The 25,202-nt window shown below is 35.2% G+C and carries 20 protein-coding genes; 19 read left to right on the top strand and 1 reads right to left on the bottom strand.

The features are described 5' to 3' along the window. The first annotated feature begins 93 nt into the window (after window positions 1–93). The 19 genes from K401_RS0107580 to K401_RS0107485 all read left to right on the top strand — a co-directional run bounded on the left by K401_RS0107580 (window position 94) and on the right by K401_RS0107485 (window position 22,071). Window positions 94–615 carry a JAB domain-containing protein gene (locus tag K401_RS0107580; protein ID WP_024292391.1) on the top strand — a complete coding sequence of 174 codons (522 nt, stop codon included), beginning with the start codon at window positions 94–96 and terminating at the stop codon, window positions 613–615. Then, window positions 616–1,545 (top strand): YqaJ viral recombinase family nuclease, encoded by a 930-nt coding sequence (locus K401_RS0107575; RefSeq protein WP_024292390.1) that lies wholly within the window; start codon window positions 616–618, stop codon window positions 1,543–1,545. Window positions 1,546–1,686: 141 nt separating this feature from the next. After that, window positions 1,687–1,968, top strand: coding sequence for a type II toxin-antitoxin system Phd/YefM family antitoxin (locus K401_RS0107570; protein ID WP_024292389.1), 282 nt, complete (start codon window positions 1,687–1,689; stop codon window positions 1,966–1,968). 215 nt (window positions 1,969–2,183) lie between these two features. Beyond that, window positions 2,184–2,993: a recombinase RecT gene (locus K401_RS0107565; protein ID WP_024292388.1), complete on the top strand. Its 810-nt coding sequence runs from the start codon at window positions 2,184–2,186 to the stop codon at window positions 2,991–2,993. Window positions 2,994–3,082: 89 nt separating this feature from the next. Next, window positions 3,083–3,262, top strand: a complete 180-nt coding sequence (locus K401_RS0107560; RefSeq protein WP_024292387.1) for a hypothetical protein — start codon at window positions 3,083–3,085, stop codon at window positions 3,260–3,262. Next, the gene (locus tag K401_RS33930) at window positions 3,262–3,426 is read left to right on the top strand and encodes a hypothetical protein (RefSeq protein ID WP_312433265.1); all 165 of its coding nucleotides are present in this window, start codon (window positions 3,262–3,264) and stop codon (window positions 3,424–3,426) included. Before K401_RS0107560 ends, K401_RS33930 begins: the two co-directional genes overlap by 1 nt. Window positions 3,427–3,875: 449 nt before the next feature. Further along, entirely contained in the window at window positions 3,876–4,136 is a 261-nt protein-coding gene (locus K401_RS0107550) for a hypothetical protein (RefSeq protein WP_024292386.1), read from the top strand. 119 nt (window positions 4,137–4,255) lie between these two features. After that, window positions 4,256–5,560: an AAA family ATPase gene (locus tag K401_RS0107545; RefSeq protein WP_024292385.1), complete on the top strand. Its 1,305-nt coding sequence runs from the start codon at window positions 4,256–4,258 to the stop codon at window positions 5,558–5,560. Window positions 5,561–5,654: 94 nt separating this feature from the next. Next, window positions 5,655–6,680, top strand: a complete 1,026-nt coding sequence (locus tag K401_RS0107540; protein ID WP_156945254.1) for a DUF5688 family protein — start codon at window positions 5,655–5,657, stop codon at window positions 6,678–6,680. Between the two features lie 374 nt (window positions 6,681–7,054). Continuing rightward, on the top strand, window positions 7,055–7,231 hold the full coding sequence (locus tag K401_RS31080; RefSeq protein WP_024292383.1) for a helix-turn-helix domain-containing protein: 177 nt from the start codon (window positions 7,055–7,057) through the stop codon (window positions 7,229–7,231). A 23-nt stretch (window positions 7,232–7,254) separates the two neighbouring features. Beyond that, window positions 7,255–9,651 (top strand): phosphoadenosine phosphosulfate reductase domain-containing protein, encoded by a 2,397-nt coding sequence (locus tag K401_RS0107530; protein WP_024292382.1) that lies wholly within the window; start codon window positions 7,255–7,257, stop codon window positions 9,649–9,651. A 201-nt stretch (window positions 9,652–9,852) separates the two neighbouring features. Then, window positions 9,853–13,359 carry a DUF6079 family protein gene (locus tag K401_RS0107520; protein WP_024292380.1) on the top strand — a complete coding sequence of 1,169 codons (3,507 nt, stop codon included), beginning with the start codon at window positions 9,853–9,855 and terminating at the stop codon, window positions 13,357–13,359. 15 nt (window positions 13,360–13,374) lie between these two features. Beyond that, window positions 13,375–15,828 (top strand): BREX-4 system phosphatase PglZ, encoded by a 2,454-nt coding sequence (gene pglZ, locus K401_RS0107515; protein WP_024292379.1) that lies wholly within the window; start codon window positions 13,375–13,377, stop codon window positions 15,826–15,828. Further along, window positions 15,821–17,254, top strand: coding sequence for a BREX system Lon protease-like protein BrxL (gene brxL, locus K401_RS0107510; protein WP_024292378.1), 1,434 nt, complete (start codon window positions 15,821–15,823; stop codon window positions 17,252–17,254). The genes pglZ and brxL overlap by 8 nt, the downstream gene beginning before the upstream one ends. Beyond that, window positions 17,254–17,844, top strand: a complete 591-nt coding sequence (locus tag K401_RS0107505) for a hypothetical protein (protein ID WP_024292377.1) — start codon at window positions 17,254–17,256, stop codon at window positions 17,842–17,844. The genes brxL and K401_RS0107505 overlap by 1 nt, the downstream gene beginning before the upstream one ends. A gap of 4 nt (window positions 17,845–17,848) precedes the next feature. Further along, window positions 17,849–18,973 (top strand): cysteine desulfurase family protein, encoded by a 1,125-nt coding sequence (locus K401_RS0107500; protein WP_024292376.1) that lies wholly within the window; start codon window positions 17,849–17,851, stop codon window positions 18,971–18,973. A gap of 57 nt (window positions 18,974–19,030) precedes the next feature. Next, a complete protein-coding gene (locus K401_RS0107495; protein ID WP_024292375.1) occupies window positions 19,031–20,326 on the top strand; it encodes a GmrSD restriction endonuclease domain-containing protein in 1,296 nt (431 codons plus the stop codon). Next, window positions 20,316–21,272 carry a hypothetical protein gene (locus K401_RS0107490; RefSeq protein ID WP_024292374.1) on the top strand — a complete coding sequence of 319 codons (957 nt, stop codon included), beginning with the start codon at window positions 20,316–20,318 and terminating at the stop codon, window positions 21,270–21,272. The genes K401_RS0107495 and K401_RS0107490 overlap by 11 nt, the downstream gene beginning before the upstream one ends. A 1-nt stretch (window position 21,273) precedes the next feature. Next, a complete protein-coding gene (locus K401_RS0107485; RefSeq protein WP_024292373.1) occupies window positions 21,274–22,071 on the top strand; it encodes a hypothetical protein in 798 nt (265 codons plus the stop codon). A gap of 1,505 nt (window positions 22,072–23,576) precedes the next feature. On the opposite strand, the gene tnpC is transcribed toward K401_RS0107485, so the two are convergent. Next, window positions 23,577–25,118, bottom strand: coding sequence for an IS66 family transposase (gene tnpC / locus K401_RS0107475; protein ID WP_024292371.1), 1,542 nt, complete (start codon window positions 25,116–25,118; stop codon window positions 23,577–23,579). Window positions 25,119–25,202: the final 84 nt, after the last annotated feature.

Here is a 25,202-nt window from a genome sequence, read left to right as displayed (position 1 = left end):
CAAGTTATTAAAAATAAAATAATTATATAGAAAACGGAAGCCTCTTTCTTAAATATTGGAAGCTTCCGTTTTTGCAAGGAGGCGTGATTATTTATGAAGAATGCAACGCAGGAAGAAAAGGTAATCGGTATGATGAAGCGACCTATTCCTAAGAAGAGAGTAGGAATCATAAAGCTTAAAATGATTCGGGATGGAACTGCCGTTTATGGAACTGAACGTTTTCATGAAGCAAAAGAGGCAGTGGATATGGTGAGGCCTCTCTTTGAATATTCAGATCGTGAGATGATGATGGTAATGTCATTGGATTCAGCAATGACGCCCATCGCTTTGGAAATCATCGCAGTGGGAGGCTTGAGCTCATGTGGGATAGATCCAAGGGATTTATTTAAACATGCCATTCTTTCAAATGCTTCAAAAATTATTTGCTTTCACAATCATCCTTCTGGAGAGCCGAAGCCAAGTCGAGAGGATTCTCTTATTACAGGTCGGATTAAGGAAGCCGGAGTATTGCTGGGAATCGAATTGCTTGACCATATTGTGATTGGTTCAGAGGGCAGATATGTAAGCTTCCGGGAAGAAAGGATTGAGCCTTTTGGAATTGGGGGTGTGGCATGAATGAAAAAGTTAATTTCAACAAACGGCTTATCTCATGAAGATTGGCTGAAATACAGAAAACAGGGAATCGGTGGGTCTGATGCAGGTGCAATCTGTGGTCTTAATCCCTATGTCAGCCCTATGAGTATTTTCTATGAAAAAACAAGCTCAGAAGTAGAAGATCATGATAATGAATCCATGAGACAGGGGCGAGACCTAGAAGAATATGTGGCCCGGCGCTTTATGGAAGAGACAGGCTTAAAGGTACGACGGTCCAATGTCATGTATCAGAGCGAAGAATATCCCTTTATGCTGGCAAATGTTGACCGCCTTATTTCAGGGGAAAACATGGGACTTGAATGCAAAACTGCCAGTGCCTATAATGCAGATAAATGGACCGGAGAATCTGTCCCTGCCCATTATGAAATCCAATGTCATCATTATATGGCGGTGACCGGGGCGAAGGCCTGGTATCTGGCTGTTGTGATTTTGGGAAGGGAATTTAAGTATAAGAAGATTGAACGTGATGAGGAGCTGATTCAAAATCTGATTGCCATAGAAAAGGAATTCTGGGAGGATCATGTTTTGTCAGGAAATATGCCAGACCCGGACGGCAGTGATATTTCAAATGAAGTGATTAACCGGTATTTTCCAACGGCCCGTAAAAAGACGATTCCTCTTCCGTCTCATTTAAATGAGCAGTTAAAAAGAAGGGAAGAAATCATTCTTCTGGCAAAGAAGTTGACACAGGAGCAGAATCAGATTGAACAGCAGCTTAAGCTTTATATGGGCGAATATGAAATGGCATTTAATGAGCACTATAGAGTTTCCTGGAGCAATGTGGATACAGTCCGTTTTGACAGCAAGCGATTAAAGGAGGAACGGCCAGATCTTTACCGGGATTTTGCTAAATGCAGCCAGTCAAGACGATTTACTGTTAAGGCGGCGTAATGGTTTGAGGTTTAAAGATGTAAAGGCTCGAGTTTAACACTTCACAGGATGCTTGTTTTGCTCAATGAAAAAATGCAGATTGTACGTGTATCGTTATCACGTTATAATAATGCCATAAAATCATGACGAGGAGGACGCATAATGGAAGCAATCATACCTTCATCTGATTTACAAAATAAGTATTTGGAGATATCAGCCTTAACACGGGAATCCCAAGAACCAGTTTTTATTACAGTAGATGGTCGGGAGGATACCGTTTTGATGAGCCATGTCCAGTATGAAAAAATGAAAACCGAGTTGGAATTGTGGAAAATGTTGGCGGAAGCTCAGGGTGATGTGGAAAATGAAAGAACTGCTTCTATAGAGGATACATTTTCGGATATCCGCAAAAATCTTTTAGTGGGGAAGTCTCACGACCTGTGATGTAATATAATATAAAGGCGGACAGTCAGGTAAATGATTTGGTTTTTTGTGAGATGAGAGAGAGGAATCATACAAAATTGTATATTCAGTTGTTAATTTCAGATGTAATTATGTTAATTTAATATTTTGAGTATTGAGGAGAGGGACCGTCTTGCTGGATGCAGGATGGTCCTTTTCAAATTAATTAAATGAACTAAAATGAAAGGGATGAGAAAATGTCAGATGTAAAACAGGAATTAGAGAAGAGGGCAGCAGGCGGCGGAGGTCAAAGTCAATCCGTCAGACTGACAAAAAATATGACAATCGTTGATATGGTTAAGGCTCTTGAACCGGAAATCAAACGGGCGCTTCCCAGTATTCTTACGCCGGAACGATTTACGCGTATGGCATTATCGGCGATTAATAATACTCCCAAGCTGGGAGAATGTACTCCTATGAGTTTTATTGCGGCTTTGATGAATGCAGCACAATTGGGTTTGGAACCGAATACACCCTTAGGACAAGCATATTTAATCCCTTATAAAAACAAAGGAGTGTTGGAGTGCCAGTTTCAGCTGGGATATCGGGGCCTCATTGATTTAGCCTATCGAAATGAAAGAATGCAAAGCGTTGAAGCACAGGTAGTATATGAAAATGATGAGTTTTCTTATGAACTGGGCCTTCATCCCTCTTTGATTCATCGCCCTTCTTTTGATGAACCGGGGGAGATCCGGGCCTTTTATGCTATTTTCAGACTGGACAACGGTGGATTCCGTTTTGAGGTGATGAGTAAAAGCTATGTAGATGCCTATGCAGCCCGGTATTCAAAAGCATTTACTTCGGATTTCAGTCCATGGAAAAGTAATTATGAAGGCATGGCAAAAAAGACGGTTATTAAACAGCTGCTAAAGTATGCCCCCATGAAGTCCGAATTTCAGAAGGCTGTCACTATGGATGAGACGATTAAAACGGAGTTATCTGTAGATATGAGTGAGGTTTCCAATCAGGAAGTGATTGATAGAGAGTTGACGGAACAAGTTGCATAAATATCTTGTTCAAATGTTTGCTCTACTCAATTGTATTCCATGACGTGCCTATGATATAATGGTCTTACTTAAGAGGAAAGAGTGATGATATGTCAACCAATGATGCCTTGAAAATGTTATATGAAGAGTGTTTGAAATTAGAGCCTGATGAGGCTACACAGTTAATTCTTGGGGCGGAGACTGAGGAAGAACAGGAGTTTTATTCCATTGTCAGCGACTTCATTCTTCAGCAGAGACAGAGAAAAGTAATTGAGGAGAATCGTTTTTGATGAAACGATATGTTATCTTTGCCGGGGTAAACGGAGCGGGGAAGTCTACTTTGTATCAAACATTCCCGCGGTATCATCAGATGCCTAGAATCAATACAGATGAAATTCTTAGAACGTTTGGAGATTGGAAAATCATCAGTGACGTTATGAAGGTATACTGGTGATCTAGGAGTTGAACTATTGTCTGTCGTCAGGTATTTCCTTTAACCAGGAAACAACACTCTATGGAAAGTCCTTATTCAGAAACATTGAAAAGGCCAGGAGTCAGGGGTATTACATCGAACTTTAATATGCAGGAGTTGATTCAGTAGAACTGGCAAAACAGAGAATCGTATACCGAGTATCCAAGGGAGGTCATGGAATACCTGATGAGGATGTGGAAAACGGTATTAGGAAATATTCCTGAATTTAAGGCATGTTTTTCCTATGTGTAATTTAGCTTCTTTGTATGATAACACGGTGAAATTTAGAAGAATTGCCATTTATAAAGATGGGATTCCTGTTCGTATTTCCCATAATGTGCCGAGCTGGTTTCAACGTATATAATAGAAAATACCCTTGCAGTATGAGTCTGCAAGGGTATTTTTTGCGATCAGAGAGGAGGAGATAAGGCATGGAAGATTTACTGGAACAGATTATTTGTGAACGTATTGAGATGCTACTAAATGTACGTTCTGATGAAACCAGTCATGATGAAAAGAAGTTTAACCATAAGATGGAAGAAATTCTTGAACGGTTGGATGGGGAGTCAAAAGTTGCTATAGAGCAGTTTTGGGAAGAATGGGTCATGCGATCGGCAGAAGAAAGCCGTTATCTGTACCTTGCCGGTGTGAAAGATGGAGTCAGGATTTTAGAAATAATTTTAAAGTTATGAGAAAGGGGAGCAGCAATAATGAAAGATAAGGATTTCAGGAATATATTTTATTGAAAGGAATTTGAATCAAGGTTATGGTACGCTATAGCGGAAGTGTTGGAAAGAGGAGGAAGACTCTGGTGGAACTGAAGCGAAATATTTATAATAATCTGCTTTGCTGGAAGCAACGTGACAGCGGTAAGGTCCTGGAACTAAAAGGTGCCAGACAAACTGGAAAGACATTTATTCTGGATAAATTTGCTAGAGAAAATTACAAAATTTATATCTATATCAATATGGCTCAGTTGTCCGGGGAACAATTTCTGGTTTGTATGGAACAGGCATCTGCCTGGAATCCAGGAGAACCGCGTATAGAAAGGAAGCTATATGAAGCTTTCCGATTGTTCGATTCCCGGTTCGAGGATAACAAAGACACTATTATTGTTATAGATGAGATTCAGGAATCGGCGAAAGTGTATTCCAAAATCAGGGAATTTTCAAGAGAGTTTGTATGTCATTTTGTAGTTGCAAGCAGTTACTTAGGGAAGGCATTGGAAAAGGGGTATTTTATTTCAGCAGGAGATACAGAGAATTTGACACTTAATACATTGTCATTCGAAGAATTTGTAAAGGCATTTGGAAAACGGGAGCTTTATAATGACGTTGATCTGCTTGGTTCCAGTAATCCCTTACAATATGATGAATTAAAAGAGTATTATAAGATATATTGTGAAATAGGTGGTTATCCGGATGTCGTAAATTGTTATTTGGAAACACAGAATACACAAGAATGCAAAAAGATTTTGAAACAGATTATTAGGACTTTTATAGAAGAATCAACAAGATGCTTAGGCGGTATACAGGAAATGATTTTACTGGAGCAGATATTTCCTGCGATTGCACAGCTTTCTGTCCGGGAGAAAAAGGAACAAGATGATTTAATTACAGAATTATCCCGTATTATTTATAATGGAAAAAGCAATAGAACCATAAGGAAAAGTATCAATGCAGTTATAGACTGGCTATATCGTGCAGATATTATAGGTTATTGTGGCAAGGCCAATGAATGTGATCCCGTGAACGTATATTTGCACAACCGTTTTTATTTTCTGGATGTTGGAGTATGCAGATATTTTCTGGATGTGGCAGGAGCTGATTTGCCAACTCTTAGGGGAGTGATAAGTAATGGAACGTACAAGGAAGGGGAGATTGATTTCCTTATAAAACGCTGGGAAAATGATAATAGCTATGGCGTGGGGGTAAAGGATGGGATATCAGAAACAGAGACAGTACGTCAGCTTTTAAAAGATGAAAAGGTAGAGGCTGTTTATTTGCTGAAAGGAGATACTTATGGCGGTATAGCAGACCGAAAGATAACCGTGCCTATTTATCTGGTGGGAAGAGTTCGGTTTGATTATGAAAGAGGGAATGAAGAGAAGTCTTGAATAGGATAGAAGTTGTAGTTTGAGTTGAGATTATAGCTTCATTTATGTTGCTTTATTTTGCATTGGTAAATGAGCGTGAGATTGGCTATGTGAAGTGGGTAAAAGAATAAGTGATTTTTCTGTCAGAGGCATTTCTAAGGAGATGCTTCTTTTTGTTGTTAAAAATAAGAGTAAGAAAGTAGAGGAAGAACAAATGAATTACAATCAGTTTTTAGTGGAAGTCAGAGCAGCAGTGCAGGAAAGATTAGGAAGAGATTATGAGATTCGCATTCAGAAGATTACGAAAAATAATGGAATTGTGCTGGATGGGCTGATTATTGGGAAAGTAAGTAAAAATATCGCTCCCACAATTTACTTGAATTCATACTATATGCATTTTACCCATGGTATGTCACTGCAGGAAATTCTGGAAGATATTATATCTGCATATAAGGAAAATAATGATGTAGTTTTTGGTGATATGAGAGAGCTTCTGGATTTTAATAATCTGAAGGGTAAGGTGGCTTTCAAACTGATCCAGAGAGAAAAGAATAAGGAGCTTTTAAAGGATGTTCCATATTTTGAATTTCTGGACCTGGCAATGGTGTTTTATCTAATTCTGGATGAACATAGAGGAGGACAAATGACGACTTTGATCCATAACTCACACATGGAGCCGTGGGGAGTGGAGAAAGAGGAACTGTATCGCTTTGCAAAGAGGAATACTCCAATGTTGCTGCCGCCGGAAATTAAAACGATGAAAGAGATTGTGTGTGATATTTTAAAGGGATGTTTAGAGGAATTAGAAATGGCTGGGCTGGTAAATGATTTGCTGGATTTTGATTCTCAGAGACCGCCCTTGTATGTGCTTTCAAATAAAAAGCAGATTAACGGCGCCGGGTGCATTTTATACGATGGTTGCTTGAAGGATTTTGCCGATTCTCTAAATTCAGATATTATTATATTGCCGTCGAGTACGCACGAAGTTATATTGGTTCCTGATGATGGGAATTTGGATTATGGGGAGCTGCAGAAAACGGTTGATCAGATAAATGAAAGTGAAGTGCCCAAGGAGGATGTATTGTCAGATATGATTTATAAGTATTCTCGGCATGATTGTAGTATTAGTTTTATAGAATAAAATCAAATTCATTGTATGGTTAATTGCTCCTATGGTTGAGGTCCATAGGGGCAACTAGTGAAAAAGGGCTTATTTTTTGTGAATAAAAAGATTAGATACCTATATTGCGAAATAAAAAGTACAGTTGTTTCCTAAATCAAAAAAATTACTAAGTCAATTGTTTTGCTAAGAGTATGATTTTCTATAAAAACCTTTGTAAAACAGTATAAAACAATATAAACATATAGAAGTATAATATTAATCTCTAAAAAATATCATAATTCCAGATTAATATATATTAATCTGAAGGAATATTGTCATTTAATAATACCTATGCTACAATGATAAAATGGTACTTTTTACATAAAGTAAATTATGCTTGAGAGGTTAGTAGAGTGGGAACTGATAGATGGCTGTCAATGAAAGAAATTTGTGTACATCTAGGTATTAGCAGAGATACAGCTTTAAAGTGGATTAATAAAAGAGGAATGCCTGCTCACAAGATTGAACGTCTTTGGAGATTTAATACTAATGAAATCGATGAGTGGGTAAAAAACAATGGAGCCAAATAGCGCAGTTAGGAGATACATTCGCGATGTTTAAGATAAAGTGGGACAGCGAAAACAATGGGATACTATTATCCGAGTATATAGAAGAAAAAGATGCGCTTAATTCCCCCAGACCTGTATATGTAGAAGAATTTAGAATGTTGGGGCTAGATGAGGCTTTTCAATTACCACAGGAAAATGTTCCTATTTGTTGGGAGATGGATAGGAAGTATTACTATTGTGGAGGAGTTATCGCAGAGACTAAAAAAGGAAACATTTATGACGACCCAACAGTTATTGTAAATCCTGAAGCTTATAAAATGGTATTGAATCCAATTGATTTGGAAGTTTTAGTGAAGGCCAATTTAGATCAGATAACAGTTGCTGAAAATGAGGCGATGGATTTTATAAAAGAAAAGTATGAGTTTTACCAAGAGAAAAATATTTCTGGTTATGTAGTTGCATTTAGTGGAGGCAAGGATTCACAAGTAATTTTGGATTTGGTAAGTAGAGTGATTCCTTCTGAAAAATATAAGGTTGTTTTTACTAATACGGGTATGGAATTGCCATGTACTATTGAAACGGTTGAAAATACTGAAAAATTTTATAAACAGAGATATCCAGAGTTTAAGTTAGAACATGCAAAAAGTAAAAAAGATGCATTGGATCTATGGAAAGACTATGGGCCCCCAAGTCGTTTGAATAGATGGTGCTGTTCTGTTTTAAAAACGGCATTATTTGGACGAAAGATGAAGGAACTTCTTGAAACAGATTTACAACCTAAGCTAGTTGTGTTTGAGGGAGTTAGAAATGATGAGAGTGCGCGACGAGAATCATATGGTCGAGTTGGTGATGGCGTAAAGCATGTCAATTTGATTAACTGCCGTGCAATTCTCAAATGGAATACTACAGAAATTTATCTGTACATGTACAAGAATGATATTAGGATTAATCCTGCATATACAATGGGGCTGACCCGTGTTGGCTGTGGTGTTTGCCCATTTGCATCTGATTGGTCTGAATATGTAATTAGAAAGCGTTACCCTGAAGTGGCTAAAAACTATATTAGTGTAGTTGAAGATATGGCCAAGAATATAGGAATCACATCTCAAACGAAAATTAATGAGTACATTTCTTCTGGTAATTGGAAGAAGAACGCTGGAGGAAAGGGTCTTATTCCTGATGCCTCAAGAGTAGATGTCTTATCAAAAGAACCTAATTTTGAATGTATTGTCTTGAATCCTAAGGTAGATTGGGAAAAATGGTTTTTCACATTGGGAGAATATTTCCTTGAGAAAATAGACGAGAATTATTATAAAGGAGAATTGAAGTTTAAAGGAACTGTTGTTAAATTTGATGTCAGGTATGGAAAGAATTCTATCAGATTTAAGGCAATGGGTACAACTAATAAGATTCTTCTTGTTAGCTATTTAACAAAAGTTTTTACAAAGACAGCATATTGTGAGCTGTGTGGTGTGTGTGAGATTGAATGCCCGACTGGTGCATTGACAATCCGTGATTCTGTCGAGATAGATCGAGAGAGATGTATCCATTGTAATAATTGTTTCGGTATTAATACTAAGGGCTGTATTATTGCCACTAGAAAGCTAATGTATGAAGGAGGAGGAACGATGGGAACAGCTACAAAAACATCAGGTATAGATAGGTATTCAACATTCGGTTTGAGAGCTGAGTGGCTGACGGCTTTCTTCGAATTAATGGATGGTTGGTTTGATGGATATAGTGATCTAGGACCCAAACAGATTACCGCAATGATTAACTGGCTTCGAGAAGCAGAACTAGTGGATTTAAAAGAGAAAAAAGTGACAGATTTGGCCAAGCTTTTGAGTTCAGTTTATGATTCAAATCCGTTGCAAGTATGGCAGATCATTTGGATTAATTTGTCTTTCAATTCTTCGATTGCTAATTGGTATGTTAATAATACTAAGAACGAGATGGAGTATTCTAAGGTTGAACTGGTAGAATTGCTGAAGGAAAATTACCCAACGCTTAAAGGGGCCACTTTGAGAAATCCGGTTGATGCATTGGTAAATACCTTTACAAATTCTCCATTAGGAACTATTGATAGGGGAGATGATAGCAGCCTAAAAATTGGGCTACTCACCAAAAAGGGGGTTGCAGTTAAAACTATTAGGAGGTATGGTACTTCAAAAATATCTTCAGCTTCGGTGGCATATTTACTATATAAAAATGCAGAAATTAATGATATGTACGAATTAACTGTTTCAGATATCTATGAAAAGGGGTGTATGGGAGTATACAATGTTTTTAACATGGATAGTGTAAGTTTTATGAATGCACTTAGAGGCCTGACTACAAATGAAGTATTATCAGCAGATCTATTAGGAGGATTAGAAAATATCCACTTAATAAGTGAGTTTACTTCTTTCGCTGTCTTAAAGCGGTTTTTAAAGAGGGTATAGGATGAAAAGATGTATTGAATGTACTAAGGGCCTCAGCAAAGATGAGGTTTCCCTAAATAAAAAATTACTTGGGAAGAACACGAAACAATTTCTTTGCTTGGATTGTCTTAGCAACTATTTAAACACAGATAGAGAAATACTTGAGGACAAGATAGTTCAATTTAAGGAAGAGGGCTGTACGTTGTTCCTATAGGAGGACATATGAGATACTCAGATATAGTAGGTGTAGAAAAACATTTTAAGTCTGCTTTCGATATTACCTCAGATCGTGGCGATGCTTGGAAAACATTTATATCCAATGAGAAGTTTGAAAACAACATGAGGAAAATCATAAATTGTTTCACTTCACCTGTTTATAACAACCGCAATTCTGTTTGGATTCAGGGCACATATGGAACAGGAAAAAGTCATTCTCTGGCTGTGATTAAACATTTATTATGTGACGATTTTGATACAATAGAAGATTATTTACCAAGACTTAACAAGACCCAGCTTAGAAGTAGCATCACAAATTTTCGTAAAGAAAAAAAAGTATTTCCTGTTGTACTTAAGGGCATATATGCAATTACTGATGTAGCAGATCTTACATATGTGATTCAACAACGTGTTTTAGCTGCTTTGAAAGATAAAGGCATTGAAATATCGACAAAGACGGATTTTCAATCTGTGCTTCAAATCCTAAATAATGGGACGCTAGATTCTTTTTTTGATAATCTGTTGGCTAATAATATTGAGTTACATAGTTATGCTTCAAATAAGGCACAGCTCATACAGGTGTTGGAAGATTATGAAACTAAGGTCATTAGAATTATTGCAGATGAATTAAAGAGGGCAGGATTAGGCGGATTTAGAACACATAGCATTGTTGAGTGGTTGACAGAAATTAAGAAAGAACTAGCAGAACGTGGAATTGCAGATTATTTAATGATTTTCTGGGATGAATTCACCTCTCTTTTAGATATACCGGCAAGAAGAAGTATACTTAATGTTATGCAGGATATCGCTGAATTAAGCAAAACAGAGGTGGAGCAAGGAACGGATACTCTCGGAGTATATCTTCTTATTATAACACATAAGAGATTAGAACAGACAGAAAGCTATAAGGAACTTAAAGAAGATGAGAGGACCATGGCTAAGGCCAGATTCATTGAGTTAGATTATGACATGCAGCCAACGACTACTTATCACATACTGGCGGGGGCATTAGATAGAAAGCAACCGGTTGTACTTGATGAATTACGACAGAAAAATTTGCTAGATATTGTTAGCGTAATAAAAGTAGTAGATCAAGTTGTTGATGGTGATGCACCAAATGCAACGGAGGTCAAAAATAAAATCATCAGTTTGTATCCGTTTCATCCATATACTTCTTACTTGGCTACTTTTGTTTCAAGGGTAGTAGGAGAGGCTGAAAGAAGTATCTTTGGATTCTTAAATGATGAGGATAATGGTTTTAAGAAATTTATTAAAAATGAAATTGATAATCCAATGTTCCTGACCGCGGATTATGTTTGGGATTTTTTCTATAATACATTTGAGACTAGTCCAGCTGGTCATTTTGATGCAATTACAAATAAATATAAGTTAGCGATTGAGTCTGTAGAAGCGAAAGGGGAAAGCTATGTATCAGTATTTAAAACTATTCTTTTGCTGAATATTTTATACCGCATGACGACTACAGATGCAGATTCATCTGAGAAGAATATGGTCAATCCAAGCACGGGTAATATTATAGCTGCGTTTAGTGGTGCACTTGCTGAGGCTAGGGTTAAAGAAATTTTGGATGATATAGATGATGCCCAGATTCTCCATAGAAATCCAGATGGGATTTTTGAGGTTGCTTCATCAGCTCTTCCCCAAAAGAAGATATTGGAGGAAAAGAAAAAGCTATATCCAAATAAAGAGGATGTAAGCAAAGTCCTTGAGGAATATTCTATTAAGTGTCTTGGAAAATTAAAGAATAGTATATCTAGGAATATTGCCAGAGAAGTTGATGTGCAAGTATTTTGGGGCGGAGAAAAAGAGCATATTTTAAAAGGACGTGTTGAAGCAAAATTTAAAGCATCATATAACCTTCATGTCGCTCTAATTGTGTATAGAGGTGTGACACATGATTTGGATGAGATTTTAGGAAGAACAGAATCCAAGTTAGATGTATCCCAAAACATGATTTTGAGAATATCTAAAGAACCAGAATTTCAAAACATCGTTTTTGTCGCAACCAATACGGAATTAGGCAATAAACGTTTTGAAGCATATATGGATAGTTTGGCTCAAGAGGCAGTAGCACGTTCCCTGCAAATGGATGAAGAACGTATCGAGGGACAGAAAAATGCAGAAAAATGGATAACGCAGTGGGTTGATGAAATTATTACTTCTGGAATGGTTGATTTGATTTTCCGGGGGGATATTCTTCATGTACCTTTTTTACAGTGTAATAAATATTTGAAAGATAATTATATAAACACTATCTTTAGATATGGCCTTGACAGCTTGGCGGTTCCAAACACTGTCTGGAATCACCAGACTAGTAAGAAGGCAGTTGAGCTTGTGCTCTATTCACTTAGCAAATCGAGTTTAGAGCAGGAAGCAAAAGGAAATGATGGAGCAGTAAAATATTTGCTTTCATTTGATAATACACTACTTTTTGATGAGGCACTAACACTTATTTCTGATGATGAAAAAATTCCTGTTGTTAAAGTGTGTAAGGAAGTTCAACGAAAAATTGAAGCAAAGAAAAATGAGCCTTCAATAAATTTGGCTGAGGAGCTTAAGTTTCTTACAAGACCAGAATATGGATACTATCAGAATAGATTATTTATGGGGGCATTAGCTTTTGCTTTGAAGCCTTATTGCGACCGATTATATACCTCTGGAAATGGGCAGAGGATCGATAAGACGGTGATGAAAGAGGTAATTGTCTCAATTTTTATATATTGGGAAGGAGGTAAGTTTAATGACAAATTTATTGTTAGAATGAGTACGGAGGAAGAACGAGAACTTACTGAAAAACTTAATGCCATTTTTGGTATAAAAGATAAAGATGGATTGCTGGGAACTAAATGGGCAATCCGCGATAAATTCAAAAGTAAGAATAAGGCTCCTCTATGGGCGTTGAAACACGTTGGTAATAATACTGATAAGTATTGTGAATTCATTGATAAACTGTTTAAATTTTCTAAAAGCACAGACGAGAATATTTTACAGGCGTTTATTATAGATCTCTTGGAAGGGATAAAAACTTTTGATGTTGAAATATCCAATGCAATTTCAAGCGTTGAGAGTGAGAAGTGTTTGGATGCTTATATTTTGTCTGAACTAAAGAAAATCGAAGAAGATGGCATTTCATTACCTGCTGTAAAATCATTTCTAAATGGAAAAATGTCTGGAGACATCGTTTTTTGGGAAGAAAGTGATATTCATGAGCAAATATTACTTTGGAAAATTAAGAAGAAAGCAGAGGAAGGAAGTCAATCAAATAATCAGTCTAGTCAGACAAGTGAAGATGGAAAAGTTTTAGAACAAGAAGATGAAGTTGGTAGTAACACGGATAATAATAGCGGAATAACTTCGCAAGATGATGTCATGAAGCGTGTTGGAGACAAACTTCTTGCAGTTAAGTCTAATGGAGAGAAATTGTATAATGTTCTTATAGTATTGATGAAGAAATATAGTAATATTGCAGAAGAGGTAGATAATTTGCTCTAATTAGGGGGGGATTGCATGGATATAGATAGTATGGTTGACATTATTCAAAGTGATTTAAATCGCCAAGGATCATATGATCGCTATCCAATAAGATTTTTTAGCATGAAGTTATCAAATGGAACTTCGAATTATCTAATGAAGCTTCGTACAAAAGTAGAGGCTCTAGCAAAAAATTGTGTAGAAATTTTGGATTTTCAAAACTTTTTACTACACGATGATGGTTGGATTACAATTGATAGATTTCGTAAAAAAGTATATGCATTAGACTCAGATAAAAGCTATATTATTGTAGGTTTTTCAGAATATGCTCGATTTTTATCAAATGCGGAATTTATTACTTTATTATTAGGCTTGCTTGAATTGGAGAATAGTGGAAATTATGTTAAAAGGCGAATATATATTCCTTGCTTTGCAATTTATAGTCAAGTAAGAAAGATTGTGAAAGCCAATAATCGGCGCATGGATGTGTATAATCCTTTCTTAAATGAAATGGATTTTGAAGATTTGCCACGTATTTTCTTTATTGATGATAACTTGGATAATTCAGCTTATGAAAATGAAGTTACTAATTCAAGTGAGTGGTTTGGAATGTGGAGAAAATCTAATATAGATGTTACTAAACCTATTATTTGCACTTCCAAAGTCCTTTCACTATTTTATGAAAAAGCCAGTCCAGACAATGTTTATAATATAAAGAGAATTTCAACTTATGAGGAATTATTATTATATTTGTATGGAATAGAAAATATTGTTTCCTATAAAGTTGATTCGGATGAGTACTTTAGGCGTCTTATGATGCTCCTGCGTTCCTCACATGGAATGCAGCTTAAATCTATAATTCTGCAAGTAGTGAATGCCCAAAAAATTACAGTAGACAATATTTATTCTTTGTGGAAAGTTGCAGGAATCTTTGAAAAATGGTTGATCCAGAATTACGTAATATTATTTAATAATAAAGAATCATATCTTACTTATATGATGTCATCAATGACACAACTATCTGTAGAGGAATTTGTTGAAAAAGCTTATGTTTGTTTTTTGGTGAATTTAGATGATACAATCTATGAAGAGAGAAGAAGATTAATTTTATCAGTTAAAAAAATAGAACATGATATCAGATGCACAAAGCAAATAGAGGAGTATTTTGAAAAGTTTCTTTGTGAACTTATAAGAAGGCAGACAACCATAGCATTGGAAAGCATTAATATGACTAAGGAATCAGATTTTTCAGCGGAAAATATTGAGAAAATGTCCTTGGAGGTAAAAAAAAGACTGTTGCCTATTTTAACGGATTGCAGTAGCTATGAGCGCCAATTGATTATTTGGCTCTTCCGATCAGGATTAGTAGAAGAAAAGGAACTTAATAAAGTATATTCTAATTTATGGGAATACCTAAGTAAAAGTGAATTTATTGCTTCTGAAGGGGATTATCCGGCTAGATTTGTTGCTTATTTTGATTTATATAGAAGGTGCAGATTAGGAAAAAATAGCGGGAATATATATAATGACTCTTTATTAGAATGGAATAAGAATGAGGGTTCATTCTATGAGTGGTACACTAGTGGACAGATAGAGTTTCCGGAAAGCACATTGAAAAAACAGAATTTTGTCGGTCCGGTATATGTTTTAGATGGTGTTGGTGCAGAATTCTTAGATTATCTTTTGGCTTTGTTAGAACATGAATGCTACGAAGTGGAGTATTGTAATTATGCGAAATCGCATTTACCATCAGTTACTTCTATCGCAAAGGAATTTTATGATTCAAAATATCACTGGGTAGTAGATTATGATAGAGATGTTATTCATGGAGAAATTTATTATCATGCTGCAAATTTGGAAAGAGCATTATCTGTCATTGAAAGAATTGTTAAGCGGATTATATATGAGCATAAAAACGAAAGCTTTGCTATAATTGCTGATCATGGATCGAGTGTCGGTCATAAGCTATTCAAACGTGAAAAGAAATATAATTATGATCAGTCTGATCATGACGGGCGATGTTATTTGGTGAAAGGCAATCAAAGTATCCCATCATCTGTTGATTATGTATTATATACTGATGAACGATCTCGTCAATGGGTAATTTCGTTAAATGAGCAATCGCTTTTCAATACATCCAAGTATGAAGTTCATGGTGGTGCAACCCCCGAAGAAATTATAGTTCCAGTGATCATTGCACATAAGAGTAATAAAAAAAGTAGGACTTACAAAGTTAACCCGAAAGATCTTAAAGTGAGTGGAATGAAAAAAGAGTTGGAGTTTAAAATAAGCCCTAAGCCAGATAGTGCTCAACTAATGGCCAAGGATGGAACGAATATAAATATGATTTATGACCAAGAAAAGAAAATTTGGATTGGAAAATTGAAGCGTGGGATAGAACAGACAATAGAAGTTTGTATTGAAAATCAATATTTTTGCTTCAAGACAATACCGCCAACTAAGATGGGAGATGATTTGTTTGATGACTGAGTTAGATCAAAAGATTCGGGATATTTTTCCGGAAGAATCTATTTATAAAACTGCAACTCATTATAATATGTTTAATGGGATTAATATTCCTTCTTTTATCAAGGACTGGCTTATCAAACGGTATTCAGATGAGAATGAAAATGTTGATAAACAGGCGTTGTTTTCTTTTCTGGATAAGCATATACCGTCAAAAGACAGTGATATTAAAAGTCGGCTTATGAAAGGAGAAACAATCCAAATTTTGGCTAGAATCATTGTAGAGTCAGATTTAAAAACCGGGTTGTTTAAATTTTCAATACCGGATATTGGTATTAAGAGCAACGAGGGGCGCATTAATGATTATGTTATGCGATCTCAACATGGTGTAATTAAAGAAGGTGAAAACTGGGGGATCGTTACATTGGACTATGTCCAACCTGAAGGCAAAGAAAAAGGATATGCTGAATTGGTTAAATTCAAACCCTTTAAGCCTTATACTCCGGACTTTGAATATTACTGCGAGGCAAGAAAACGGTTTTCTATTAAAGACTGGATTGATTTTATTATAAAATGTATGGAGTATAATCCATATTCAACTCAGTTTGATTCATATACGCAGAAATTATTATTTATCTCACGTTTACTGGTATTCTGTGAGCCTAATTTAAATATCGTAGAATTGGCACCTAAGGGAACGGGAAAATCTTATATATTTAACAATTTAAGCAAATATGGTTGGCAGATTAGCGGAGGCAAGATAACTAGAGCAAAATTATTCTATGATATGGCGGCGAACAAGCCTGGAATAATTCCTAACTATGAATTTGTCTCAATGGATGAAATAAAGACCATAATTTTCGAGAATAAGGAAGAATTACAGGGCGCATTAAAAGGTTACCTTGAGCAAGGAACATTTACTATGGGGCAGGCAAAACAAACATCAACGGCGGGTTTGATTTTACTTGGCAATATTGATTTGGATAATAACAGGCGACCAGTTAGTAAAAAGTATTTCCAGGAACTGCCGGAAGTATTTCATGACACAGCACTTCTTGATAGGTTTCATGGTATGATTGAAGGATGGTATTTACCTAGAATTACAGAAGATTTAAAACTAGACGGTTATTCTTTAAATGTTGAATATTTTTCGGAAATTTTATCTATGCAACGAGCTATGGCAAGGTATGCTTCAGTTGTCACTGATTTGCTTGATATTCCTAAGAATGCTGATATAAGGGATACTACTGCAATAATTCGTATGGCGACTGCTTATATGAAAATATTATTTCCATATGTAGAGTCTGTTGGAGATATAAAGAGGGAAGATTTTGAAACATATTGTTTTAAGCCTTCTTATGAAAAACGAAAAATCATCAGAACACAACTTTCAATAATGGATATGGAATACAGTCCTAAAATGCCGGACATTAAAGTGAGGGATTTTTGATGGTAAATTTTGAAGAAGAGTTAGAAGAGATGGTCTGTAGTAAGAATTTAATGAATAGCTACAAGCTCTATTTCCTAAAAACTATTTTGATTAATGCTTCAAAGGATCGAAGGACATTGGAGTTTTATGAATTAGCATGTTGGATGTGTGCTTATTCATTTTCAGACGTATGTGCCATAAAGCATCGGATTCGGCCATTAGATAAACTTTTTGATACTGCTGTGATGATTATTGAAGAGGAAGATTTGATGGAATCATCTAAAGTTTCAGAGGTATTCGATGTTGTTCAAAATACTTTAAATAAAAAAATTCGTAGAAATGTTTTGTCACTATGCAATTATGTACCATATCGATTGCTGGCTTATCTTTGGCCAGAAGATTTGAAAGGGAAAACAGACGTTCAAAAAAATCAACTTATTGAAGAGTATTCAAGAAGTGCTGAGCGGAATCTATATATGATTTTTTCAAATTCAACTGACCAGAAAAGTATCGAGATAAAAGAAGAATGGCTAAGTTATATTAATAATAACAGAAAAAGATTAGTGGGGTGGATAGATAAAAAAATTCAAAATTTTGTTTGGAAGGAATGATATTATGATTTATGTGGACAATGCGGCGACGACAAAATTGGACCCTGAGGCTTTTCAAGAAATGGTTCCATATTTGACAGATTTATACGGTAATCCTTCTAGTAGTTATCGCTTGGCTGTAGAAGCAAGAAAGGCAATTTGCAAAGCGCGAGAAAGAATAGCTAATATTATTGGTGCCAAGGAAAATGAGATAATTTTTACTTCAGGAGGAAGTGAAGCAGATAGTTGGGTTATTAATGGATATGCCAATATACCAAGCAAGAAGCAAATAATAACAACGGTAATTGAGCATCATGCTATTATTAATTCTTGTGAGGCGGCTAAACGAAAGGCTGTACCAGTAATATATCTAAGTGTTGATAAAGATGGAATAGTTGATAAAGAGGAACTTAAGAGAGAACTTATGAATGAAACCTCTTTAGTATCTATTGCATATGCAAATAATGAAATTGGAACTATACAAGACATAAATTTGCTATCAGAAATAGTACATCAATATGGCGTGACTTTTCATACAGATGCCGTGCAGGTGGTTGGTCACGAAAATGTTGATTTAAATAATTTGGAAGTAGATTTATTATCTGCATCAGCACATAAGTTTAATGGCCCGAAAGGTATTGGATTTTTATTTAAAAGAGCGAATATAGATATAGAACCGATTATTTATGGAGGAAAACAAGAAAACCATATGCGAGGTGGAACAGAGAATGTTGCCTCAATAGTTGGTATGGCGGCTGCTCTAGAAAATAATATAAAAAAGTTAAATGATACTAAAGCACATATTATGAAATTGGAAAGTTACGTTCGAAATAGATTGCAGCGACAAATAAGTGATATTTTGTTTAATGGTAGTGTAGATAAACATATGCCAGGAAATATAAGTGTAACATTTGTATCTATAGAGGCAGAGGCTATAATTAATTTACTGGATCTAAGGGGGATTTGTGTATCAGCAGGGTCAGCATGTAATGAAGGATTGGATGAAATTTCTCATGTATTAAGAGGAATAGGACTCTCAGAAGATTTAGCTAGTAGTACAATACGAATTTCTATTGGAAAATATAATACGTTAGATGAAATGAGTAAATTATGTGATGAGATTGAAAATATACATCATATGTTGTCATGAAGCTAACTTGGTTGTTGCTGAGTTGTTATAATATTTTTTACGGAAGAGGGTAAAATAGTGAATATAATTGAGCAAATTGGGCTGGAGATGGATGACATGGATTTTAGAATAAGTGATAATGATATTGATTCAAAAGAAATAGCATTAAGTGAATTAACGGATACACGTATCGCCAATAGAATTTCAGCTATGGATGTAGAAACAATTATAATCAATCTAGAGAGAGATAATTACGAAATTCCTAAGTATCAAAGACCATTTGAATGGGATAAGATTAAAATTACTAATCTAATTATTTCTTTGATAAAGTCTATACCAATACCACCTATTTATGTTTACTTTAATGAACAAAATGCAAAATATATGATACTGGATGGTCAACAAAGGATCACATCAATATTTTTATATTTTTATGGATTAGGATATATTCGCAATCGGGTATATAAACGAATTGATTTTAAAAAGGTCTCTGCGTTGATGAAGGAAAAAAGGATAATTGAAAATAGTACAGACAAAGAAGATAAAAGAAGAAAAAAAGAAATTGTACTTGAATTAAATCGTGATTATAATTTGCGAGAGGAACAATATATTGACGAGTCAACAAAACAAGAAATCACATTTTCTAATCTTTCAGAAAAGGCACAACGTATATTATATAGAAAATCTTTAAATGTGGTTTACGTAGAATGTAGAGGAAATAACACACAAAGAGCATATTCTGAAATTTTTAAATTATTAAATAGTGGGGGAAAATTATTAAGCAGTCAAGAGATACGAAATGGTGTTTATATAAATAATTGTTTGTATGATTTGATTTATAATTTAAATGATAATAATGAAAATTGGCGTAAAATTTTCGGGAATAGTGCAGTTAGAAATGATATGGAAGCTCTGATTAGATTTTTGGCATTAGATAATTTTTCTATTTATAAAGATAGTGCTGTTATTATAAATTTTAAAAAAGCATTTTCTTTGGCTTCCATAATAGATGAGTATTCTGAATTATTTAATTTAGATGAAAATAATGGTGTTGTTAATGAAGATAAAAAAATAATGGCACAAAAAGCTGTTACTTCGATAGAATTATTTTTAAGCATGATTAAGTTTCCAACAGAAAAATGTCCACCTTGTAGTATTCTAATAATGGAAGCATTATATGTTGCTTTTAGCAAATTGGGGTATCTAGATGTTACACATGAAAATCTGTATATAGATTATAATTGGATTCTTGGATTGGATTTATCTAAAGATTTAGAACTTGATAAGTCAGCATTATCAAATAAGGGAAGTGTAGAAAAAAGATTAAAAAATGCAATTATTTTGGTGAGGGGCAAGTTCAAAAATGAATGTTAAAACAGCTACTATTGAGCTAGTTAAAAGCATTAAGGGAGAAAAAAATTTTAGAAATAATAAGAATTTAGTATTAGTGGGATTGAGTTCATCTGGGAAGTCAAAAATACTCAAAGATATGATAGAAAAGCTATTTGATGAAAACATATACTTTATTGATTCACCAAATCGCGTTATAAAGACTTCCATAGGAACATTTAATTCCTTTGAGGATTTTAAGGTGAAGGATGTTTTAACATGCAGGAATAAGGAAAAATATTTTGGTGCAAAGGATGTTTTTTCAGAAGAGATTGGAACTGAATTAATTTTAAGTGAGCTGAATAAAAAAAAGATTTTTTATAAAAAGCTTTTTAAAGAGGTTATAAATAAGAGATTAACATTTGATGAAGATTTGCCATTTGGTGAATTGACAGATGCTATAGAATCTTTTAAATTGGATAATATAGATTTAAATCATATATCCAGTGGGTATCAGGCTCAAATTCGCATATTGATGGAGGTCAATTTTGCTGTAGAGCAAGGATGTAAGATAATAATTATTGACGAATATGATGCTCACTTAGATTTTAAAGACTCAAAATTTTTTTTAGATTCTTTATGTAATAAGTATACTGCAATTAGGTTTATAATAGTCGTGCATTCAGCTTATACGTTGATAGAACTTGAAAATTTTGATGTACTTAAAATATATAAGGAATATGACAGAATTGAACAGAATGAGTGTGTATATTTTGATAGTAATGATTTGTACGAGCTATCTAGCATTCATTCAAAAATATTTGATATTGAAAGTGGTAGAAAGAAAAGAGATCTGATTTTTACTGACGCACTATCACAAAAGATTGCCTTAGGAAACGTAAATGCTGAATTTTTTTGTGAAGTTGAAAAATTAGAAAAACTGTCAATAAGAGAAAATGTTTTATTAGAATACATTAAAGGATGCAAGTAAAATGTATATTGTTTTTCCAACATTGTTTCATGTAAGATATCCGAAAAAAAATAAATTATATTACAATTCTAATAACATTGGTGAAATCAAAAAGATCTTATGGATATCATCTAAAGGTTTTTGCATGTACTGCGGCAGAAAGATAGATATTGATAATCAAATCTATTCAGATATAGAACATTCTGTTGAAAAAAAAGGTCAATATGAACAAAATGGAAAAGAGTCTATTTTAACTCATTGTAAGTTCAATATGTCTTTATCTTGTTCTAAGTGTAATCAAAAATATAAAACTAGAATGCTGGAAAGTATTGAATTAGACGAAAAAGATTATGACATAAAAACATGCTTATCAAAACAATGTTCGCGACCGTGCAAAAAGTATATAAGACTAAAAACAATGCATTGTCATTATAATAATATTATTTTGCAGCCGGGCGGAGTTAAGTACGAGAATATACAATGTCAGATTGTTTATAATTTAGTAAAGCATACATATGAACCTATGTATTGGGGAAAAAACAAACAATGTGATGATTATATATGGAATCATATTTCAAGATTTCACTTAAACCGTGAAATGAAATCTGAATCAATAATAAAAGTTTGCGAATTTATCATAAATTTATATGAAAATTTTAACCAGGAGTTTTCAATAAACCAGTTTAAAGTTATAATGGACGAATATATATATGAAAATTATTTGGCAATTTTATTTGTTGATTATATAGTACGTAATTTTCGACATGCGTTGCAGATATATGAATTTTGTAAATTTATTATTATATTAAGCTTTTTATAATGTCAATAGAAGTTTGCTTTTTTGTTTGCCCCCCGCTTGCGCAAACCCATCCCGGCACGCCAAACCCTCCTTTTTCCTACGTTTTTTGAGCGATCTCCAGTTCAAATCTGGCTGTCGCCTCTCTTATGAATGTCTTATAGACCGGTTAAAATAAGGGCTCTTGGGGTTTTCGCTTTTTGCTTTCACTTGTTTGTGTGGGCATTTTAATATTTTTTATATTAACCGCTGTAACGATGTTTATTTTTAAATCTTTTTAGGAAAATATTACATTTTACCACCTGTGGGGTATAGTTTATCATGCTTCCAGCAAGAAGAACTATTCCTCCCAGGATCCTGAGAATTACAAATACACCTTTGGTCTCTGGTCTACAGGCCTATTTCAAATAGGTGGCCCAATACAGTTATGTTCATGGCGAATCCAATGAGGAGCGCCCCGTTAGCCAGACCTATTGATCGTCAAAATATAAGGGCAGAAGACTGATCATTATAATATATGAAATTACAATGGTCAGACCGCAGCATATGCCGTATGTAAAATAGGACTGCCACAGTCTTTCCGTGCGGAAGTACGCCTAAGGCAAAAATAACTTCAGCGGTCCTTAGCAGGATCGCTGATGGAAGTTTTCGAACCAAAAAGCTGGTTATCAGAGATCCAAGTGCAAAGAAAATAAAGCACAGAGTGAATAAAAGGAAGTTTCCTCTCCTGTAAGGCTTAGATCTTTTGTAATATTAACGAGCTCATTAAATATTACCATGAAGAATTCCTTTAATTTCACATCTATGGTCAGCATCAGGCTGAGCTGGACCCTTTCTTAGTCATCCCGGATGACTGGATACTTTAAAGTCATCAGGCTGATCTCCTTTTTTGACGTGTCCTTCATAGGCATAAGAAATTGCAAAAGTATATACCATAGATGTGGATGCAAGGTCTTCTCTTAGAAATACAAAGTCAATAACCCCTTTATTAACATAGCCCTTGCAGTGCAGCCTCCCGCCCAAAAGGCGAGTAGCTTCCTTTTTTGAACGGCATCCGCATTTCAGAATGAATATTCTGGTATTCACTACGTGGAACAGGTTGGCATAACTGCCGTTTGCCAATTTTTCCGCTTTTATATTACCTGGATTGGTAGCGCCCCTTATTTTGTTTACACCATTTTAATTAATCAAAGAAGTGACAATAATCACCTCAACCCCCCCATTTTAGCGCTACCACAAAAATAACAAAATATAAACCCTGACAATCCATGTTCTTCGCCTCTCAATACAAGAATAATCCTATTAATAATCATATCGCCAAAAAATCAATTTAAATTTCACCTCCACAAACTAAGAGATACCCATTCCCATACCTTCGTCCCCATCATTTCCATCACTAACATAAGCAAAATGAATACCAAGAAAAAACAACCATAACCAGCCCTATTCATGCAATAAAGGTAAGCGCTTAATAAAAGAGTGCCTTTAAAATTAAAAACAGGATCAGTTATAATAACCAACCCTGAGCCTTACCTCTTACATTCACTTTGTACATCCGCTGACCACGGCATCAGATCATCAAGTAATTCTGGATGGTTTCGCCAATCAGTGTCAGGCATGTAAAGTAATAAATACTCTAAGTAGGTATATACATTAAGACCATTTGCTTTTGCGGTCTCGACGATACTGTATACAGCAGCAGACGCATTCGCTCCTTTTGGAGTGTCTGCGAACAGCCAGTTTTTTCGCCCCACGGTAAATGGACGAATGGCATTTTCAGCTGCATTGTTTGAAATGGAACATCTCCCATCAAGAAGATAATTCTCCATGTAAGGTTTCTGGTTCTTTGCATAGACAACTGCCTTTCCAAGGGCAGATCCCTTGAGATAATTAAGGTTATCAAGCCAACACCAAAAGGCCTCAAGAACTGGTTTTTCTAGTTCAAGACGCTTGCTTAATCGTTCTTCTGTGGTAAGATCTTTTAATCCTTCTTCGATTTTAAAAAGCTGATTGCAGTAATCCCTTCCGATTTCAGCCTGAGTCAATGAAGCCCCCTCGGCTTTTTTTGTAGAGATGGCTTCTACAAATTTTCTTCGTAGGTAAGCCCAACAGCCGCAACGGGTTATTCCGGAAAGTTTGTTGTATCCGGAGTATCCATCTGAATGGACATACCCTTTGAAGTTCTTCAGGAAGTTTACTGCATTGTCCCCGTTTCGAGAAGGCTGGTAATCGTAAAGAACAATTGGTTCTTTTCCATCATTACCGGTACAGTATAACCACATGTAAGATTTCGTCTGTGGTTTCTTACCCTCCTCCTTAAGGACTTGGACAGGCGTTTCATCGCAATGGAGAACATCGCGTTCCAACAGCTTTTGCTGAAGGTGGTCGATGATTGGTTTAAAATAGTCATCCGAGCATCGAATAATCCAGTTAGCCATAGTTGCTCTGCTTAGAGCAATCCCCAGCTGTTCCCAATCCTTTTCCTGTCGGTAAAGAGGGATGCTATTGACATACTTTTGGTACATGACATTTGCCACGGAACTCGCAGATGCAAGGGAATGATTCATAAGTGATGTTGGAGTTTCTGCCTTCACAATATATGGATGCTCAGAGCGCTTACATTTCGAACATTCATAAACAGTCTGTATGTACCTGACGATCCGAAGTTTTGCCGGAATGTATTCCAGCTCTTCACGCAGAACCTGTGTACCAAGTACTTTTAATGGTGTACCACACTGATCACAGAACTGCTCATCTTCTGGTAGTGTACACGGAACTTCTCTTATAGGAAGATCTTTGATCAGTTCTTCGCGTTTGGTTTTTGTATTTTTACGTTTATAACCTTTGACGTCCTTTACTATAGGCTCAGGAAGAGAAGCATCTGCTTCCATTTCAGCTTCGTTGAATAAAGAAAGCTGACCATCGATTTCTTCCTTTGGAGTTTTTTCACTGGAAGAACCAAACTTCTCTTTACGGAGAAACAGGACTATTTCATTTAAGTTGCTTATCTGATTCTGTAGGTCTTGTATTGTGTTTTCGAGGTGCATGATATAAGCCTCTTTATTGTCCATTATAGTTTCATCCCTATATTTTTGATACAATAATTATACCACAAAAGTAGCTAAAAAGCCAGTAAATACAGGCTTTTCTGGCAC

Source organism: Lacrimispora indolis DSM 755 (genome assembly GCF_000526995.1).
In the GTDB taxonomy this organism is placed as follows: Bacteria; Bacillota; Clostridia; order Lachnospirales; family Lachnospiraceae; genus Lacrimispora; species Lacrimispora indolis.
This window is presented reverse-complemented; position numbering and strand designations above follow the sequence as displayed.

Coding starts and splice junctions, on each gene's coding strand:
- K401_RS0107490 (WP_024292374.1), top strand. CDS start 20,316: ATGAATGTTAAAACAGCTACTATTGAGCTAGTTAAAAGCATTAAGGGA.
- K401_RS0107565 (WP_024292388.1), top strand. CDS start 2,184: ATGTCAGATGTAAAACAGGAATTAGAGAAGAGGGCAGCAGGCGGCGGA.
- brxL (WP_024292378.1), top strand. CDS start 15,821: ATGACTGAGTTAGATCAAAAGATTCGGGATATTTTTCCGGAAGAATCT.
- K401_RS33930 (WP_312433265.1), top strand. CDS start 3,262: ATGAAACGATATGTTATCTTTGCCGGGGTAAACGGAGCGGGGAAGTCT.
- K401_RS0107485 (WP_024292373.1), top strand. CDS start 21,274: ATGTATATTGTTTTTCCAACATTGTTTCATGTAAGATATCCGAAAAAA.
- K401_RS0107580 (WP_024292391.1), top strand. CDS start 94: ATGAAGAATGCAACGCAGGAAGAAAAGGTAATCGGTATGATGAAGCGA.
- pglZ (WP_024292379.1), top strand. CDS start 13,375: ATGGATATAGATAGTATGGTTGACATTATTCAAAGTGATTTAAATCGC.
- K401_RS0107520 (WP_024292380.1), top strand. CDS start 9,853: ATGAGATACTCAGATATAGTAGGTGTAGAAAAACATTTTAAGTCTGCT.
- K401_RS0107570 (WP_024292389.1), top strand. CDS start 1,687: ATGGAAGCAATCATACCTTCATCTGATTTACAAAATAAGTATTTGGAG.
- tnpC (WP_024292371.1), bottom strand. CDS start 25,118: ATGGACAATAAAGAGGCTTATATCATGCACCTCGAAAACACAATACAA.
- K401_RS0107550 (WP_024292386.1), top strand. CDS start 3,876: ATGGAAGATTTACTGGAACAGATTATTTGTGAACGTATTGAGATGCTA.
- K401_RS0107530 (WP_024292382.1), top strand. CDS start 7,255: ATGTTTAAGATAAAGTGGGACAGCGAAAACAATGGGATACTATTATCC.
- K401_RS0107575 (WP_024292390.1), top strand. CDS start 616: ATGAAAAAGTTAATTTCAACAAACGGCTTATCTCATGAAGATTGGCTG.
- K401_RS0107505 (WP_024292377.1), top strand. CDS start 17,254: ATGGTAAATTTTGAAGAAGAGTTAGAAGAGATGGTCTGTAGTAAGAAT.
- K401_RS0107560 (WP_024292387.1), top strand. CDS start 3,083: ATGTCAACCAATGATGCCTTGAAAATGTTATATGAAGAGTGTTTGAAA.
- K401_RS0107500 (WP_024292376.1), top strand. CDS start 17,849: ATGATTTATGTGGACAATGCGGCGACGACAAAATTGGACCCTGAGGCT.